The following is an 18317-nucleotide window of genomic DNA, read 5'->3' as shown; positions in this document are numbered from 1 at the left end:
TCCCTCCCACTCCGGACTGCCCGATGACTCTGCCCGACACCCCCGTCCACCCGGCCGGCGCCGACCGCACCTTCCAGGTGGATCTGCGCGGCCTCGTCGACCTCCTCTCCCACCACCTCTACTCCAGCCCTCGCGTCTACCTGCGCGAACTGCTGCAGAACGCGGTGGACGCGCTGACCGCCCGGCACGGCCTCGAGCCGGGCGCACCCGCCGACGCCTTCGGCATCCGCCTGTACGCCGACGGTTCGGTGGTACGCGTCGAGGACGACGGCGTCGGTCTCACCGAGGCCGACGTGCACGCCTTCCTCGCCACGATCGGCCGCAGCAGCAAGCGTGCCGAGGGCATCGCCGAGCAACGCGGCGACTTCATCGGCCAGTTCGGAATCGGCCTGCTCTCCTGCTTCCTGGTCGCGGACGAGATCCACGTCCTGAGCCGCTCCGCCCGCACCCCCGACGCCCCCGCCGTGGAGTGGCGAGGACGCGGCGACGGCAGCTACACCGTCCGCACCCTGCCCGCCTCCGCCCGCCCCCGGCCCGGCACCACCGTCACGCTGACGCCGCGCGCCGACGCGGGCGAGTGGACCCGCCCGGCGCAGGTGCACGCGCTGGCCCGGCACTTCGGCTCCCTGCTGCGCCACCCGGTGACCTTCGACGACGGCACAGGCGCTCCGGGTGGCCAGGGTGGTCCGGGGGCGTCCGTCAACCCCGAGCCCGCGCCCTGGGCACGTACGTACCCCACGCCGGGAGCCCGTACCCGCGCGCTGGCCGCGTTCGGCGAGGAGGTCTTCGGTTTCAAGCCCCTGGACACCATCGAGCTGGACCTGCCCGCCGTAGGCCTGAAGGGCATCGCGTGCGTGCTGCCCGAGGCGGTGCCGGCCGGGCGCCGACACGGCCACCGCGTGCACGTCAAGGGCATGCTGCTGTCCGAGCGGGCCGAGGAGATCCTGCCCGAGTGGGCGTTCTTCGTCCGCTGCGTGGTCGACGCCGAGAGCCTGCGCCCGACGGCGTCCCGCGAGTCCCTGTACGAGGACGACACGCTCGCCGCCGTCCGCGACGCCCTCGCCGAGCGGCTGCGCGCGTGGATCGCCCGGGCCGCCGCCAGCGACCCGGACCTGCTCGGCCGCTTCCTCCAGGCCCACCACCTGGCCGTGAAGTCGCTCGCGGTGCACGACGACGAGATCCTGCGGATGCTGCTGCCCTGGCTGCCGTTCGAGACCACCGACGGGCACACCACCCTCGACGAGTTCGCGCGCACCCACCGCACCGTGCTCGTGACGTCGAGCGTGGAGGAGTTCCGGCAGGTCGCGGCGATCGCCTCGGCCGCTGGGCTCGGCGTCGTCAACGGCGGCTACACCTACGACCGTGAACTGGTCCACCGGCTGCCCGAGATCAGGCCCGAGGCGAGCGTCGCCGACCTCGACCCGGCGACCCTCACCGCCCACCTCGACCCCGTCGACCGGGAGACGGAACTGGCCGCCGCGGCCTACCTCGCCCTGGCCCGCGACGCCCTCGCCGTCTTCGACTGCGACGTAGCGTTGCGCACCTTCCAGCCCGCCTCCGCCCCCGCCCTCCTCGTCGACAGCCGCGAGGCCCGGCACGAGCGCACCCGCTCCCAGCTCGCCCGTGAGCAGGAGGGCGGCATCTGGGGCGACATCCTCGGCGCCCTGCGCCAGGAGGCCCCGCGGGCCCAGCTGATCCTCAACCAGCTCAACCCGCTGGTCCGCACCGCCGTCACCATCGCCGAGCCCGAGCTGGCCCGCACCAGCGCCGAAGCCCTCTACGGGCAGGCCGCGATGCTGTCCCGGCGCCCGCTCAGGCCGGCCGAATCGAGCCTCATCAACCGCTCCTTCCTCGACCTTCTCGCCCAGGCCCTCCGCAAGGACAGCTGACGATGCCTACCGCACCCCATCCCCAGAGCACGGACGAGCTGTTCCAGGCGCTCCAGGAGAACGACCGGCGCCCCTACGGCCGCACCCGCACCGTCATCGCCGAGGAACTCGTCGACGCCGCCGAGCAGTTCGAGGAGCCCGTCCCCCTCGTCCACGCGCTCCTCGAACTCCAGGAGGCGTACACCTACGGCTCCGAACCCCGGAAGTCGCCCGTCGTCTTCGCCCGCCTGCTGACCCTCTTCGACGAGCAGCCCGACGTCTTCGACGAGCGCCTGCGCCACATGCTGTTCTGGCGGTTCAAGTGGGTGGCGGGCGCCTTGCGTGCGCTGCCCGAGGTACCGCTGGCCAGCGTGCGCCAGTGGCTGACGGAGATGCGCGACCGGTACGAGAAGGCCGACCTCGGCCTCCAGCCCTACTACGGACAGGCGTACCAGCTCGCCGCCCACGTCGGCGAGGACACCGCCCTCGCCTACGAGCTGTGGGCGGGCCGCACCCGCACCCGGCTCAGCGACTGCGAGGCCTGCGAGATCTGCGAGCGCGCCCTGTACCACCGCAGGGCGGGCGACGACGAGCGGGCGCTCAGCATCTGGGAGCCCGTCCTGGCCGGGAAGGAATCCTGCAAGGAGGAGCCGGCCCGCTCCGTCTCGTACGCGCTGTTGCCCCTGCTGCGCACCGGCCGCACCGACCGGGCCCGCGAACTGCACCTCGCCGGCTACCGCGGCTGCCGCCGCAACCCCTCGATGTCCCAGGAGGTCGGCCGGCATCTGGAGTTCTGCGCGCTGACCGGCAACGAGGCGCGTGGCCTGGAACTGCTCGCCGAGAACCGGAACCTGTTCGACGAGGTCGACTCGCCGGCGGACCTGCTCGGCTTCCTCACCGGCGTGGAGGTTCTCCTCCAGCGCGTCGAGTTCCTCGGCCACGGCGAACTGCCCGCCGCCGGATACGCGGGCCGCACCTGGACGGTGGCCGGCCTGCGCGCCGAGGTACGCGGCCGCGCCGACGACCTCGCCGCCCGCTTCGACGCTCGCAACGGAACCACGGCCCGCACCGACCGCCGCAAGGCCCGCCTCGACCGTGCCCCGCTCCTGGACGCACTGGAACTGACCCTGCGCACCCGCAACCTCGACGACGTGACCCCGGCGGCGCCGGTGGCCGCGCCCGCCGCCCGCACAGCCGCCGCCGTCCCCGACTCGCTGCCCGAACTCATCCTCCGGGCAAGGACGTTGGACGAGCAGGGGCACCCCGACTCACAGGCCTGCTGGGCGCGGCTGCGCACGCTCGTCGCCGCCCGCGACTACACCCACCCCGACGACCCGGCCGTGGGCCCGCTCGTGCAACTGCGCGCGGACCTCCTGGACGACGAGGCGAGCCAGGCGGGCGAGCGGGATGAGTTCGCCGACGCCGCCGCCCTCCACGAGGAGGCCGCGGCCCTGTACGACGACGCCGGCCTGCCGGGTCACGCGGCACTCGGCCGCGCCTGCGCCCTGGTCGCCGCCGCCGAGATCCCCGCGGAGGGCGCGGACGCAGCCGAGGCGAAGGCCGCCGCGCTGACCGCCGCCCACGCGTCCATGGTCCGCATGCACGAGGAGACGCCCGGCGTCGACCCGTTCCAGGAGGCCCGCCTGCTGCGGATGCGGGCGACCGCGCTCGCCCTGCGCCTGCAGACGTCGGGGAGCGAGGAGCACGTCGCGCCGGTCCTCGCCGAGGTGGACCAGCTGCACGCGTTCGCCTCGCGGCACGACATCGTCGGGCAGATCTCCGGCGCCCTGCTGCTGCGGGCCAGCACGTATGCCATCTCCGGCGACCTGCCCGCCGCGGTCACCGAGATCGACGCCCTCCTCGACCGGCTGAAGGCGCACGGCCCCGCCTGGCACCTGCCCCGCACGCTGGGACTGCGCGGCCGGCTCCAACTCGGCCTCCAGGACGCGCAGGCCGCGCACGCGGACCTGACCGAGGGCCTGCGACTGGCCGCCGACTGGCCGGCCGACACGATGGACACCGGCCGCCTTCACGGTGATCTGGCCCAGGCCTGCATGCACCTGGGCCGCCCCGACGAGGCCCTGCGGCACCTGACGCGCTCCGCGGAGCTGGAGCTTCGCCGCGGCAGCCGGACGGACGCGTTCTGCGCGTACAGCAACGCGGCTCAGCTCAGCCTCGACCTGGGCCGCGTCGAGGACTGCATCGCTCTGCTCGACTCCCTGCTGGCCGAACCGGACGTCACCGCCGGAGAGCTGGACGACCGGATCGTGGCTCAGTTGCGCCTGCCCCGCGCCCGCGCGCTGCACACGGGGGAGGACCTCAAGGCCGCCACGGCGGAGTTCGTCGCCCTCGCGGCCGAATCGGCCGGCTGGGACGACGACCCGGGAAGCCACGCGATGATCGCCGCGGAGACGGCCGTACTCCTCGGCGAGTCCGGCGAGTTCGGCCGGGCCCGCGATGCGGCGGACCAGGCGATCGCCGCCCACGCCCGGGCCCCGCGCTACGAGCAGCTCAGCAACTGCCTGCGCGAACTCGCCCGCCTCCAGGCCCAGCAGCAGGGCCCCGACGGCCTGGCCGACGCCCGCCGCTTCCTCGCCGACGCCGGCCGGATCGCCGACGAGGCCCGCGCCGCCGAGTACGAGGCCCACGGCCGCTCCCTGGACACCGCTCTGGCCTACGAACACGGACGGGTCAACGCCTACGCCGGCGAGTACGAGGACGCCCTGGCCGCCGTGGAGAAGGCCCTCGCTCTGCTCGGCGAGCCGGGAAGGGACGACGACAGCGCCGGCGAGTGGGCCGAGTGCGTCCGCCTCGCGGGCGCGGTGGAGGGCATCTACCTGGAACGCCCCGCCCCCGCCCTCACCCGCCTCGACGCGGCGGTCTCCCGCCTGACCGCCCTGGGCCACACAGAGGAGACCGAACCGTTGACCTCCTTGGCGGCCCGGCTGCGCGACGAGGAGTGACACGGCGGTGCCGGGGCGACAAGCCGCCCCGGCACCGGGGCCCAAGGTCAAGACCCTCTTGCCGTGGTGTCTCCGCGCCGGTGGCTGACGTCTGGTTCAACCATTCATCTTGTTCTGGGGAATGGGTGGCTTGTACCATCAACGCGCCAGTCGGAGAACCAGAGGTCACGCCTCGGGCAGGAGTTCCGCATGAGCACGATCCGCCGTGTCCTGCTGCCACTGCTCGTCGCGTCGGGGCTGGTATTGGGCGTGTTGTCAGCCGTGCCACCCGCGGCGGCGGCGGGTGCCGGCAGACCTTGGACGATCCCCGCACTGAAACAGTGGACCACTTCGGCGGGCTCTGCCGGGTCCTTCACCGCCGATGCCTCGACCCGCGTGGTGACCGACGATCCCGGGCTCGCCGCCACTGCCCGCACCTTCGCCACCGACCTCGGCGACCTGCTCGGCCGCAAGGTCGACGTCGCCAAGGGGCACGCTCGCGCGCACGATGTCGTCCTGCGCACCGATCCGGCCGTGCGGCCCAAGGCCGAGGGCTACCGCCTGTCCGTCGCCACCACCACCGTGATCGGCGGCGCCACCGACACCGGCGTGTTCTGGGGTACTCGCTCCGTGCTGCAGATGCTCACCCAGAGCCGCACCCTCCCGGCCGGCTCGGCGAAGGACTGGCCGGACTATCCGTACCGCGGCATCTCCCTGTGCAACTGCAGCAAGTTCTTCTCGGTGCCGTGGCTGCTCCGGCTCATCAAGGACATGTCGTACCTGAAGTACAACCGACTGCACCTGGAAATGCGGGTCGCCAGTGCGGCGCACCCGGAGAACAACTCCGCCACCGGCCCGGTGTACTCGCCCGCACAGGTGCAGCAGATCGTCAGCGCGGGCGAGCGCTACCACGTGCAGGTCGTCCAACAGGTCGGCACACCCGGCCACATGGACTACTACCTCGCCGCCCACCCCGGGCTGCAGGCCGCCGACGCCTCCGGTACCGCCAACCCGTCCAACCTTGACATGGCGGACCCGAAGGCGCTGCCGTACGTCACCTCCCTCCTCGACGAGCAGATGCCGCAGTTCCCGGGCAGCGACTGGTACGGCGGCGGTGACGAGTACCTGAGTACCGCGGCCGCCTACGAGCAGTACCCCTCGCTGGTGAAGTGGGCCCGCGAGCAGGCCGGTTCCGACGCACCGGCCGCCGACTCCTGGGTGCTGTGGCAGAACCGGATCCACGACTACGTCGCGAGCAAGGGCCGTACCCTGCACGTCTGGAACGACCAGCTCTACGAGGGGATGCCCACCAAGCTCGACCCGGGCGTCGTCGTCGACTACTGGATCCACCAGGACGTCCGGACGACTCCCGCCGAGATCGCCGCGAACGGCAACGACCTCGTCAACGTCTCCGACTCCCTCTACTACGCCAGCGGCGGCCCGCCCAACGCCCAGTGGATCTACGAGACGTTCACCCCGTCCCTCTTCAGCGGCGGCCTCACCCTTCCCGCCGACGACCCCCACCTCCTGGGCGCCGCCATGGGCGTATGGCCCGCCGCCTACGGCGACAGCCAACGCGCCGTCGAACAGGGCATGTTCGGACCCCTGCGCGCACTCGCGCAGAAGAACTGGGGCGGCAGCCCGCTCGTCTCCTCGTACGCGGACTTCCAGCCCGTCGAGCAGGCGATCGGCCACGCTCCCGGCTACCGGACCACGGGCGCTCTCGCGGCGGACCGCGTCTACACCCTGCGGGCGGGCGACCGCCCGTACGCCGTCGCCGAAGGGGCCGAGGACCGCACCGGCTCGCTCGTCACCGCGGCCGCCCCGAACGCGGCCGGAGGCTGGCTGCTGCGGGAGGACTCCGACGGCGTGTACACCCTGCGCTCGCAGGCGGACGGACGCTGCGCCGAGGTCGCCGGTCAGTCGTACGCGGACGACGCGCGCATCGTCACGGCGGACTGCGCGGCCGACTCGGATGCCCAGAAGTGGCTCACCGAACCGACGGCCGGCGGGCTGGTGGTCCGCTCCGCCCTCAGCGGACGCGTGCTGACCGCACCCTCGGGCGGAGCGGGGACGGCGCTCGTGCAGCGTTACGACACCGGCGGGAAGGGCCAGCGCTGGACGGTGGCAGCGGCCACCTCGCAGGTGACGGGTGCCCTGACGATCGACGATCCGGTCGTGCCCGCGGGCGGACGGAGCGGCGCCACCGTATCGCTCACCAACCACGGCAACCGCCCCGTGACCCTGTCGAAGGTGTCGCTCGACACTCCCGACGGCTGGACCACACAGCCCCAGGGCACGGCACCGGCCCGGCTGAACGCGGGCGCCACCGCCACGCTGAAGTGGGCCGTGGCGGCCCCGGCCGACGCCGCCACCGGCTTCGCGCAACTGCGCGCCGTCGCCGCCTCGGAAGGCGGCGACGCGGGCGCCACCGGCTCGGCGATGACCACGGCGGCGAGCCTGAAGGGAGCCACCGCGTTCGACGCCGACTTCGTCTCGGGCACGGTCACCCCGATCGACCTGGCCACCGGCACCGCGCAGGACGCCGTCACCGTCGGCAAGCTGCCCGGCACGATCGTCGCCGACCCCTCGGGCACGACCCTGTACGTCGCCAACCAAGGCTCGGCGTCGGTCAGCGTCATCGACACCGCCACCCGCAAGGTCACCGCCACGGTGCCGGTCGGCACCACCCCGGCGGGCCTGGTGCTGTCGCCGGACGGCAAGACCCTGTGGGTCTCGGCATACAGCGACAACGCCGTGCTACCGGTCGACCTCGCCACCCTGACGGCGGGCCCGGAGATCACCGTCGGCGCCGGGCCGGAGAACCTGGCCATCAGCCCGGACGGCGCCACCCTCTGGGTCGCCTGCCGCACCGGCAACCAGGTCGTCCCCGTGGACACCGCCTCCCGCACGGCGGGCACCGCCGTGCCGGTGCCGAACAGTCCTTTCGGCATCGCGATCGGCCGGGACGGCGGCACGGTGTACGTGGGTCAGCAGACGGCGAGGACGGTGCTGCCGATCGACACCGCCACCCGGACCCCGGGCACCCCGATCGACGTCGGCGGCGCGCCCTTCGGCCTGACCGTGAGCCCGGACGGCAAGACCCTCGCCGTGGGCGTGAACGACACCTACACCGCGGCCTTCGTCGACCTGGCGACCGGCAAGCTCCGCAGCAGCGTCCTGCTCGGTCTCCAGCCCACCCAGATCGCCTACACCCCGGACGGGACGGTGGCGTACGCCGCGGTGGGCGCCGACGGCACCGTGGTACCGATCCTGACCGCCGACGGCGAGACGGGCCCGCCCATCCGGGTCGGCAGCTACCCGATCGCCATCACGGTCGTGGGTGCGTCGTGAGCTTGTCCATCGGACTCGTCGTTCACGCAAGCCGCCGTGGGGTCTTCGAGGAGGCCGTCGAGCCGTTGTCCGGCATTTCACTGAAGTGGGTCACCTACGGGCACGAGCAGGAGATCCGGCCCCGCGTTCAGAGCCTCGTCGACGGGCATGCCCTGGACGGACTGCTGGTGGGTGCCGTTCCCTATCGCGCCTGCCGTGACGTCCTCCCCCACACCCTCCCCATCGCGGTCACCCGCAGCTCCGCCCTCGACCTGGCGCTGGCGTTGGCCCAGGCGCAGGCCCGCGGCTGGCAGGCGGTTCCGGTCAGCATCGACACCTTCGACCACGAGGTGGTCTCCGAGGTGACGGAGGCGCTGCACCTCGACCGCACCCGTGTCACCTGCCTGCCGTACGTCGATGACCAGAGTGTCGACGAGATCTGCGCCTTCCACCAGCGGTCCCTCCACGACGGCGACGGCTACGTCATCACCGCCCGCACCGCGGTGCTGCGGCAGTTGCGCGGCGTCCTGCGGGCGCTGAACGGCTCGCCCACACCGTCCAGCATCCGCTCGGAACTGCATGAACTGTTGCTGCGCATCCGGTCCGAGCGGGCGGGCGCCGCCGGGTTCGCCGCGGGTGTCTTCTGCGTCAGCAGGCACGGCTGCCCCGGTGACCTGGAGCGCAGCCGCAGGGACCTGCTGCACCTGCTGCGGGCCACGCCCGAACTCACCGACGGCTGGATCGAGAACCGCGGCCGGCGCGGCGTGGTGGTCCTCGGGCACCGCACGCTGTTCGAGCGCCTCAGCCGTGACTGGCTCGCCGTTCCTGTGCTGGGCCGGGCCCAGGAGTCGCTGGGTGTGCGGGTGGCAGCCGGCTTCGGCGCGGGACCCTCGGCCCGCACCTCGGTGGTGCTGGCCGAACGGGCCGCCGCCCGCGCGGAGTCGGAGAACCGGCCGTGCGGCTACCTGATGGAGGACGGCGGACTGGTCATCGGGCCCATCGGGCCGGGCGGGCAGTCGGCAGGGCAGCCGTCGGCCCGGCCCCACCGCGATCAGGGCGACCGCATGCGGGAACTCGCGCGCACCGTCGGGCTGAGTCCGGCAACGTTGTCCAGGCTGACTGCGATCGAGCACGATGTGGCCGGACGGACCGTCACCCCGAGCGAACTGGCCGATGCCATGGCCATCACCGATCCCAGCGGTCGGCGTCTGGTCCGCAAACTCCACGCGCACGGCCTGGTCACCTTCGAGGGATGTGCCCAGACCCATCGGAAGGGGCGGCCGACAGGGGTGTACCGCCTGGCGATCGTCGCGGCGCTGACCGGTTCCGCCGACGGCCACGCCCTCGAAACCATGTGAGCCCTGGATACGAGTCCGGTCAGAGCAACGCCTCGGCCACGGCTCTCAGGTTGGCCCGGCCCCGCCCGTACGCGCACAGCCCGTCCGCGGCCTCCGTCTCCGCGTCCGGCATGCCGGTGGCGACGAGGAGCGCGTCGGGGCGGCCGGTGAGCAGGGCGGTGCGGGCCGTGGCCTGCCATGGATACAGGTCCGCGTCCTCGGTGGCGATCAGCAGCGGTCGCCCCTGGGCGCGCCGCAGGATGCCGGCCACGTCCACGGGGCCCTGCGTGGCCACTACGCCGTCGGAACCGGGCATGACCTCGCGCAGGAGTGTGACGAGGTCCGTACGGGCCCATTCCAGTGCGGGGTGCGAGGGGCGGTGGAGGTCGACGACGAAGGGATCGAAGACGGGACCGGGCAGCGGCTTCCACCGGACGGCCCGGCGGGCGGCGAGCAGCCCCACGTCCCCGGAACCGGGATCGAGACCGGGATCGGTACCGCGGCCGGTGGCAGGTGGCTGCGCGAACCGCTCGGCCAGGGCGTCGACGCGGCGGGCGGCGTCGACCACCCGGGCAGGGTCGAGCGCGTCGCGGACCATCGCGTCGAGCAGGGCGTCCCGGCAGCGCAGCCACAGCTGAGGGTCCGGGCTCGCGATGATGATCTGGTCGGCTCCCGCGGCGATCGCCGCGACGGCGCCGGCCGCCTCGCCCACCCCGTCGGCGATCGCCTTCATCTCCAGGGCATCGGTCACGATGACGCCCTGGAAACCGAGTTCGCTTCGCAGGAGGTCGGTGACGACGCGGCGGCTGAGGGTGGCGGGGGCGGTGGCGTCGAGCGCCGGGTAGACGACGTGCGCCGTCATGACGAGCGGGACGCCCGCCGCGATGGCGGCCTGGAAGGGCAGCAGATCGATCTCGCGCAGAACTCGCTCGTCCCTGGTGTCGAGCGCGGCGCTCACATGGCTGTCCACGGCGGTCGAGCCGTGGCCCGGGAAGTGTTTGACGCACGGAGCGACTCCGGCGGCCAGCGTGGCCTCGGTCCAGGCGGTGACGTGCCGGGCCGCGTGGCCGGGGTCGGCGCCGAACGCGCGGGTGCGCACGATGGGGTTGACGGAGACCCGGTGCAGGTCGGCCACCGGGGCGAAGCTCACGCCCACTCCGCACTCGGCCAGGTGCCGGGCGAGCGCGTTCGCGACGGCGGCGGTCAGCGCCGTGTCGTCGGCGACGCCGAGCGCCCAGGCCCCCGGGGTCTCCGGCGCCCCGGCCCGGGCCAGATGGCTGATGCCGCCGCCCTCCTGGTCCACGGTGACGAGCAAGCCGGGCCGCAATGAGCGCAACTCATCGGTGAGCTCACGCAGTTGGGCCCGCCCGGCGACGTTGCGGGTGTGCAGGATGACGCCGCCGAGTCCGGTGTCGGCCAGCCGTTTCAGCTCGCCGGGGAGTGTTCTGCCGTCGAAACCGAGGACGAGGCAGCGGTTCGCGGCCTCGACCAGATCACCGGGCAGGGCGGTCACCGGTTCATCGCCTCAGTGGTCGTATCACCCGTTGCGGTGACCTTGGAGGCAACGTCGTCGCTCGGCTCCGACAGCAGCACGCAGCGCGCCCAGTGCCGGTCCGTCACCTGAACGCGCGGGGGCTGCTCGGTGCGGCATGCTGCGCGTGCCAAGGGACAGCGCGGGTGGAAGCGGCAGCCGGACGGGGGGTGGACCAGGTCCGGGGGTTCCCCGTAGTCGTCCTCGGCGGTGTCCGGCACCACGCCGTCACCAGGGTTCGTACGTCCGGCCAGGAACTCCATCCGGTCGGGATCCGGCGTCGAGTCCAGCAGCAGCCGGGTGTACGGATGGGCCGGGGCCTGGGTGACGTCCTCCGCCGTGCCGTACTCGACGATCTCCCCCGCGTACATCACCGCGATCTCGTCGGCGAAGTACCGGGCGCCGGCGATGTCGTGGGTGATGTAGAGCATGGCCAGGTGCTCCTCGTCGCGCAGGGTGGCGAGGAGGTTGAGGATCTCCAGCCGGATGGAGACGTCCAGCATGCTCACCAGTTCGTCGCCGAGCAGCACCTCGGGTTCGACGGCGAGCGCGCGGGCGATCGCGACGCGCTGCCGCTGGCCACCGGAGAGCTCGTGGGGGAAGGCGTCCAGGAAACGCTCGGGCGGGGTGAGCCGCACGCGTTCCAGCAGGGCCCGCAGGCGCCGCTCCACGTCGTCACGGTCCCTGACGGTGCCGTGCAGCCGCAGCGGCCGTTCGAGCAGGTATCGCACGCGGTGCAGGGGGTTGAGTGATCCGAACGGGTCCTGGAGCACCATCTGGACCCGGCGGGCGTAGGCGCGGCGGGCCCGTCGGCCTCGCGCAGAGGCCGGTTTCCCGTACAGCAGGACGCTGCCGCTGGTGGGCTCCTGGGCGAGGGCGAGTGTCCGGGCGAAGGTGGACTTGCCGCTGCCGCTCTCGCCGACCAGGGCCACTGTGCGGCCCGGACGCAGGCGCAGTGAGGCGTTCTCCAGCGCGTGTACGGTCTCACCGCGTGCGCGGTGCACCGGGTAGTGGACGGTGACGTCCACCGCTTCGAGTACGGGGGCCGGTTCCGCGACCGTACGCGCCGGGGCCTGTTCGTCGGTCATACTCGCCCTCCAGTGGTCGGCGCGGGCAGGTCCTGGGCGTGGACGCAGGCCACCGCGCGGTCCGCGCCGTGCCCGATGAGTGCGGGAGGTGCGGTTGCGCAGTCCGGCGTCGCATGCGGGCACCGTGGTTGGAAGGGGCAGCCCGGCGGAAGGCTGCGCAGGTCGGGCGGGTTGCCGGGGATACCGTTCAGTTGGCGCATCGGTCCGCGCAGCGGCGGGAACGAGTCACGCAGTCCGCGCGTGTACGGGTGCCTCGGGTCCCGGTACAGGTCCCCGGCCGGTCCGCTCTCCACGATCCGCCCGCCGTACATCACGGCGATGCGGTCGGCGATCTCGAGCAGCAGTGACAGGTCGTGCGTGATGAAGACGACGGAGAATCTCAACTCTCGCTGCAACCTGATCACTTGGCGTAGGATCTGCCGCTGCATCACCACGTCCACAGCCGTCGTCGGCTCGTCCATCACCAGCAGATCCGGCTCGCAGACCAGGGCGAGCGCGATGGTGGCCCGCTGGCGCGTCCCGCCGGAGAGCTCGTGCGGATAGCTGTCCAGCCGGGCGGCGGGAATGCCGACGAGTTCGAGCATGTGCGCGGCGCGTTCGCGGGCTTGGGACTTGGAGATACGGCGATGGGCGCGCAGGACGTCGGTGAACTGGGCGCTCAGCCTGGAGACGGGGTTGAGGGCGTTCATGGCGCTCTGGAAGACGACGGCCGTGTGCTCCCACCGCGTCCTGCGCAGTTCGCGGGCGTCGGCGTGGAGCAGGTCGATGGCGGCGCCCGAGCGCGGGTGGAGCGTGGCGCTGCCGGACAGGACGACAGCGGGTGGGCGCAGCAGTCGTAGGAGGGCGTTGACGAGAGTGGTCTTGCCGCTGCCGCTCTCGCCGACGATGCCGAGGATGTCGCCGCGACGCAGACGCAGCGACACCTGGGACACGGCCGGCAGGGGTTCGCCCTGCGAGCCGTAGTCGACACTCAGGTCCCGCACGTCCAGCAGCAGGTCTCCCGCGGTGTCCTGGTTCATCGCGCCGCCTTCCGCACGGCCTTGCGGCGGGTGCCACGCAGCCGCGGATTGGTGAGTTCGTCGATGCCGAAGTTGACGAGCCCGGCGGCGGCGCCGAGCACGGTGATGGCGATCCCGGGTGGCACGAACCACCACCACGCACCGGAGATCATCGCTTGCCGCTGCTGCGCGAAGTAGAGCATGGTGCCCCAGCTGACGGCGTTGATGTCACCGATGCCCAGGAAGTCCAGGCCCGAGACGGCGAGGATGGAGGTGACGAGCGAGAGCATCAGCGTCGCCGAGATCACCGGCAGGAGGTTGGGCAGCACCTCCACGAGCATGATCCGTAGATTGCTCTCACCGAGCAGCCGGGCGCCCACGACGAAGTCCCGGTTGCGCAGAGAGAGGGTCTGCACGCGCTTGGAGCGGGCGCCCCAGGCCCAGCCGGTCAGTCCGATGACCAGCGCCACCGCGAAGGGCCCGCCCCGCCCCCGCAGATACCCGGCGAGGATGATGACCAGGGGCAGCCCGGGCAGGACGAGGAAGGCGTTGGTGAGCGCGCCGAGCACCGAGTCGGCCAGGCCGCCGTAGTAGCCGCCGATCAGTCCGACGGCCACCGACAGCGTGGTGGAGACGACGGCCGCCAGGGCGCCCACGAGCAGGGACGTCCGGGTGCCGACGACGAGTTGGGCGAGGACATCGGTGCCGTCCTGGGTGGTGCCCAACGGGTGTGCCCCGGAAGGGGGTTGAAGGACCGCCCCGGTGATTTCCGTGGGGGACAGGCCCATCAGCGACTGCACGATCCACGGGCCGACGGCGGCCACGAGGACGTACAGGGCGATGATCGCGAGCCCGGTGCGGGCCTTGCGGTTGGCGGGGATCAGCCGGCGCAGCGCCGTGCGCCAGGTCAGCCGGCCGGTCGCGGGAGCGAGCGCGGCGGCCGGCGGGACGGCGAGTGTCATGCGTCCTCCCGGGTGCGTGGGTCGAGCAGGACGTAGACGGAGTCGGCGATGAAGTTGGCCACGAGCACGGAGAGCGAGATGATCAGGAACAGCGCCTGCATCAGCGGATAGTCGAGGTTCACCACGGCCTGGTAGAAGAGGTAACCGATGCCGGGATAGGCGAAGACCGCTTCGGCGAGCAGCGAGCCGCCGACGACCGTGCCGATCGAGATGGCCAGGCCCGCCACCTGCGGCAGCATGGCGTTGCGGGCGGCGTACGCCAGCAGAATCCGCCCGCGGCCGAGTCCCTTGGCCTCGGCGAGGCTGACGTAGTCCTCGGCCACGGTGGTGATCATCATGTTGCGCATGCCGAGCAGCCAGCCGCCGACCGAGGAGACGACGATGGTCGCGGCGGGCAGGAAACCGTGCGCGATCACACTGGTGACGAACGCGGGGCTGAAGCCCGGTCCGAGGTTGAGGTCGTAGCCGTTCTGCGAGGGAAAGACCGGCAGGCTCACCGACAGCAGCAGAAGCAGCATGGTGGCGACCCAGAAGTACGGCATCGAACCGAGGAAGGTCGCGAGCGGCGCCAGCACGCTGTCCAGGCGGCTGCCGGGCCGGGCGCCGGAGACGATGCCGAGTCCGGTGCCGAGCAGGAACGCCAGGATGGTGGTCAGGCTGACCAGGCCCAGCGTCCACGGCAGGCCTTGCGAGATCAACTCGCGCACCGGCTGCGGGAAGTACGCGGTGGAGACCCCGAAGTCGAGGTGCGCGATCTGGGAGAGGTAGTGCAGGTACTGCTGCCACAGGTTCTGGTCGGGGACGCCGAACAACGCCCTGATGGACTTCTCGGTCGCCGGGGTGACCTGTGAGCGCTGGGCCAGCTTGTTCAGGATGACGGAGGCGGGATCCCCCGGCATGAGCCGGGGGATGACGAAGTTCAGGGTGATGGCCACGGCGGCGGTCCCGACGTAGAAGCCGAGGCGGCGCAGCAGGACCCGGGCCCGACCGCCGCGACGGCGGCGGGCGAGCCCGCCCGCGGCCGCCGACGGCCGTGCGTCACCGGCCGGAAGCGTCGTCGCCGTCATCGGGCGGACTCCTTGGCCGTGGTCATTGCTTCACCGGCTTCAGATGGGCGAGCACGTTCTCGAACGCCGGTCCGCCGTTCCAGGGCGCACAGATGTCGTACGGGTTGCTCTTGCTGGGGAATCCGGTCCAGTTGCGGGCACTCCACGCGCAGCCGGCGGTGATGTTCGACAGCGTCACGTACGGCACCTGGTCGACGACGATCTTCTCCACCTTCCGGGTGAGGTCGATCTGGGTCTGCTCGTCGCCGGTGTTCGCGAGCTGGTTCAGCAGGTCGTCGGTGCTCTTGTCGCGCCAGCGCAGGTAGTTGTTGGTCTGCGCCTTGCCGCCGTTCGGTGTGCCGGCGAACTCGCTGTTCAGCAGCGGGTTGTAGATCTGCCACGGCACAGCGCCGTACGCGAGTCCGTACGAGGCCAGGTCGAAGTCTCCCTTCTCCCGGGTGTCGGTGTAGGTGCCGCTGGCCAGGGGCTGCACGTTGACCTTGATGCCGATCTTGCCGAGCTGGTCGGCGATGATCCGGGCCCGCTGCACGGAGTCCGCGAACTCGGCGACCTCGATGTAGTTGAGTGTGAGCTGCTTGCCGTCCTTGACCGCCTTGCCGCCGCTCAGGGTGTAACCGGCTTGCTGGAGCTGGGCTTTGGCGGCCGCGAGATCGGTCTGGACGGCCTCCTTGTACGCGGGGTCGAGCCACTTGCCCTGCGTCGTGGCGTCCAGGCCGGTCTGGCTGATCGGGTCGGCGCCGAGCTGAGTGACGAGTTGGATGAGCTGTTTGCGGTCGATCGCCAGCTCGACCGCCTTACGGAGATGGACGTCCTTGAGTGCGCCCCGGTCGTGATTGAAGACCAGGATCAGGGCTCCGTACGTCGGATAGAAATAGCCGTTCTTCGCCGGGTCCTTGTTGACGTACTGCTTCTCCAGGTTGGGTATGGCGCCGCCGCTCACATCCTCCTGGCCGCTGGTCAACTGGGAGATCTCGGTGACGGAGTTCACCACGGGCAGCCGGATCTGCTTGACCTGGATCTTGCTGCGCCAGTAGTCGCCGCGCAGCGCCAGCGAGATCTGCTGCGGGTCGAACCGCTTCAGTGTGTACGGGCCACTGGCCACGGGATCGGGGTTGGTGTAGGTGAGCGGGTTCTTTCCCGTCCAGTACTTCTCCGGAACGATGTACTGCTGGAGAATCGACGCGACCTGGGTGAAGGCGGGTTTGTCGAAATGGAAGACGACCGTCTTCTCGCCCTGCGCGGCCACCGATGCGAACGAGATGCCGGACGAGTTGAGCGCCGGTGTCTTCTTCACCAGTTGGAAGGTGAACACCACATCCTTGGCGGTGACCGGTTTGCCGTCGCTCCAGGTGGCTTTCTTTTCGATGTCCACGGTCAGCGTACGGCCGTCCGGCGACAGTTTCTGCCCGGAGGCGAGCCACGGTTCGAATTCGCCACCCTTGAGGACATCCACTCCCATGAGTGACTGATACATATAGATCCTGGTTCCCGGAGAAGCGTCCCCGGTGCTGGTCAGCGGATTGAAGTTGCGCTGCAGCACGGTTTTTCCGGATGCGTAATTGATCATCATGGAACCGCTGCCTGAACTCGCCGAACCACTGTCCTGGCAGGCGGTGAGTGTCAGACTCATCACCACTGCGAGCGATGCCGGACCGGTTCTGAGGGACCATCTGAGCCGCACGGCTGACCTCCCATCTCGGATGCCGCATTCTGTGAGTAGAAAATGTCGGCTGTCAAGGAAAGCGCGGAAATCCTCGATAAACGAACCTGGTTCCACAACATAATGGAACCTGGTTCGTATGTCGTAGGCCTGTTTCATTGAGTGCCTTGGGAGGGGAAGAATGTTTCTCAGTCGAAGCGGAGGCATTGAATTGACTCAGATGCGTGAGACGCCCTCGGTGACCGGCTGGATGCGCGAGGCCAGGTTCGGTCTCTTCGTCCACTTCGGCGTCTACAGCATGGCCGCACGGCATGAATGGGTGCGCAGCTATGAGGAGATCGGGGACGCCGAGTACCATAGATATGTCGACCACTTCGACCCCGACCTGTTCGACGCCGCCGACATCGCCCGTACGGCGCGTGCGGCCGGCATGCGCTACGTCGTACTGACCACCAAGCACCACGACGGCTTCTGCCTCTGGGACTCGGCGGTCACGGACTACACCTCGGCCAAGGTCTGCGGCCGGGACCTCGTCGCCGAATTCGTCGCCGCGATCCGTGCCGAAGGGCTCAAGGTCGGCTTCTACCACTCGCTCATCGACTGGCACCATCCCGACTACGTGATCGACGGCATCCACCCGCTGCGCAACGCGCCGGACGTGTCCGCCCTCAACTCCGGCCGCGACATGGGCAGATACCGCGCCCACCTGCACGCCCAGGTCCGGGAACTGCTCACCTCGTACGGCCCTGTCGACCTGATGTTCTACGACTTCACGTTTCCCTGGAAGCGTGGAGGAATGCCGGGCAAGGGCCCCGAGGCCTGGGACTCACCGCGACTCCTGGCGATGACCCGCGCCCTCCAGCCAGGCATCGTGGTCAACAACCGCCTGGGCATCCCGGGCGACTACGTGACCCCCGAGCAGTACCAGCCGGACCGTCCGCCGACCCAGGACGGCGTCGAGGTGATGTGGGAGGCGTGCCAGACCCTCAACGGCTCGTGGGGATACCACCGCGACAACCTGGAGTTCAAGGACCCCGGCGACGTGGTGCGCATGCTCGTCCAGTCCGTGTCGAACAACGGCAACATGATCCTCAACGTGGGTCCCGACGGCCGCGGGAACATGGAGCCCCGGGCCCGCGCCATCCTGCGCTCCATCGCGGACTGGATGCGGCTGCACGCCCGCGCCGTCCACGGCGCCGGTCCCGCGCCGTTCACGCCGCCCGCCCACGGTGTCTACACCCTTCGCGGCAACCGCCTCTATCTGCATCTCTTCTCCTGGCCGTTCAAGCACGTCCATCTGCCCGGTCTGGCCGGCCGGGTGAAATACGCCCAACTGCTGAGCGACGGCAGCGAAGTCGGAATCAGCCTTCTCGACAGCACCCCGCAGCCGCACGCCCACCTCGCCCCCTTGTCGCAGGCCGCCGACACCCTGACCCTGACGCTCCCGGTCACCCGCCCGGACGTGCTCGTGCCAGTCGTGGAGCTGTTCCTGACGGAGCAGTGAGTGGTCGTGGTTCGCGAGGCGCCCGGA

General features: G+C 71.1%; 11 protein-coding genes. 5 read left to right on the top strand and 6 right to left on the bottom strand.

Annotated elements, in window-relative coordinates; translation table 11 throughout:
• The first annotated feature begins 23 nt into the window (after nucleotides 1-23).
• From Q4V64_RS06555 to Q4V64_RS06540, 4 genes are all read left to right on the top strand, one after another.
• Complete coding sequence (locus Q4V64_RS06555; RefSeq protein ID WP_124445603.1) at nucleotides 24-1889, top strand: HSP90 family protein; 1866 nt, start codon at nucleotides 24-26, stop codon at nucleotides 1887-1889.
• 2 nt (nucleotides 1890-1891) lie between these two features.
• Nucleotides 1892-4831 (top strand): hypothetical protein, encoded by a 2940-nt coding sequence (locus Q4V64_RS06550; RefSeq protein ID WP_124445604.1) that lies wholly within the window; start codon nucleotides 1892-1894, stop codon nucleotides 4829-4831.
• Between the two features lie 189 nt (nucleotides 4832-5020).
• Nucleotides 5021-8164 carry a family 20 glycosylhydrolase gene (locus Q4V64_RS06545; protein WP_124445605.1) on the top strand — a complete coding sequence of 1048 codons (3144 nt, stop codon included), beginning with the start codon at nucleotides 5021-5023 and terminating at the stop codon, nucleotides 8162-8164.
• Nucleotides 8161-9501, top strand: a complete 1341-nt coding sequence (locus tag Q4V64_RS06540) for a helix-turn-helix domain-containing protein (protein WP_216377746.1) — start codon at nucleotides 8161-8163, stop codon at nucleotides 9499-9501. The genes Q4V64_RS06545 and Q4V64_RS06540 overlap by 4 nt, the downstream gene beginning before the upstream one ends.
• A gap of 19 nt (nucleotides 9502-9520) precedes the next feature.
• On the opposite strand, the gene nagZ is transcribed toward Q4V64_RS06540, so the two are convergent.
• From nagZ to Q4V64_RS06510, 6 genes are read right to left on the bottom strand one after another with little or no spacing between them, the layout of a single operon-like run.
• The gene (nagZ, locus tag Q4V64_RS06535) at nucleotides 9521-10993 is read right to left on the bottom strand and encodes a beta-N-acetylhexosaminidase (RefSeq protein ID WP_124445606.1); all 1473 of its coding nucleotides are present in this window, start codon (nucleotides 10991-10993) and stop codon (nucleotides 9521-9523) included.
• Nucleotides 10990-12099: an ABC transporter ATP-binding protein gene (locus tag Q4V64_RS06530; protein ID WP_124445607.1), complete on the bottom strand. Its 1110-nt coding sequence runs from the start codon at nucleotides 12097-12099 to the stop codon at nucleotides 10990-10992. Before Q4V64_RS06530 ends, nagZ begins: the two co-directional genes overlap by 4 nt.
• Entirely contained in the window at nucleotides 12096-13118 is a 1023-nt protein-coding gene (locus Q4V64_RS06525; protein WP_124445608.1) for an ABC transporter ATP-binding protein, read from the bottom strand. Before Q4V64_RS06525 ends, Q4V64_RS06530 begins: the two co-directional genes overlap by 4 nt.
• Nucleotides 13115-14059 (bottom strand): ABC transporter permease, encoded by a 945-nt coding sequence (locus tag Q4V64_RS06520; protein ID WP_124445609.1) that lies wholly within the window; start codon nucleotides 14057-14059, stop codon nucleotides 13115-13117. Before Q4V64_RS06520 ends, Q4V64_RS06525 begins: the two co-directional genes overlap by 4 nt.
• Nucleotides 14056-15126, bottom strand: coding sequence for an ABC transporter permease (locus Q4V64_RS06515; protein ID WP_124445610.1), 1071 nt, complete (start codon nucleotides 15124-15126; stop codon nucleotides 14056-14058). The genes Q4V64_RS06520 and Q4V64_RS06515 overlap by 4 nt, the downstream gene beginning before the upstream one ends.
• Nucleotides 15127-15148: 22 nt before the next feature.
• On the bottom strand, nucleotides 15149-16585 hold the full coding sequence (locus Q4V64_RS06510; RefSeq protein WP_172629611.1) for an ABC transporter substrate-binding protein: 1437 nt from the start codon (nucleotides 16583-16585) through the stop codon (nucleotides 15149-15151).
• Between the two features lie 421 nt (nucleotides 16586-17006).
• On the opposite strand from Q4V64_RS06510, the gene Q4V64_RS06505 reads away from it, so the two are divergent.
• Entirely contained in the window at nucleotides 17007-18290 is a 1284-nt protein-coding gene (locus tag Q4V64_RS06505) for an alpha-L-fucosidase (RefSeq protein ID WP_172629612.1), read from the top strand.
• Nucleotides 18291-18317: the final 27 nt, after the last annotated feature.

This window comes from Streptomyces sp. NL15-2K (assembly GCF_030551255.1).
In the GTDB taxonomy this organism is placed as follows: Bacteria; Actinomycetota; Actinomycetes; order Streptomycetales; family Streptomycetaceae; genus Streptomyces.
The sequence above is the reverse complement of the archived record's forward strand: the minus strand, read 5'-3'. Positions and strand labels throughout refer to the sequence as shown.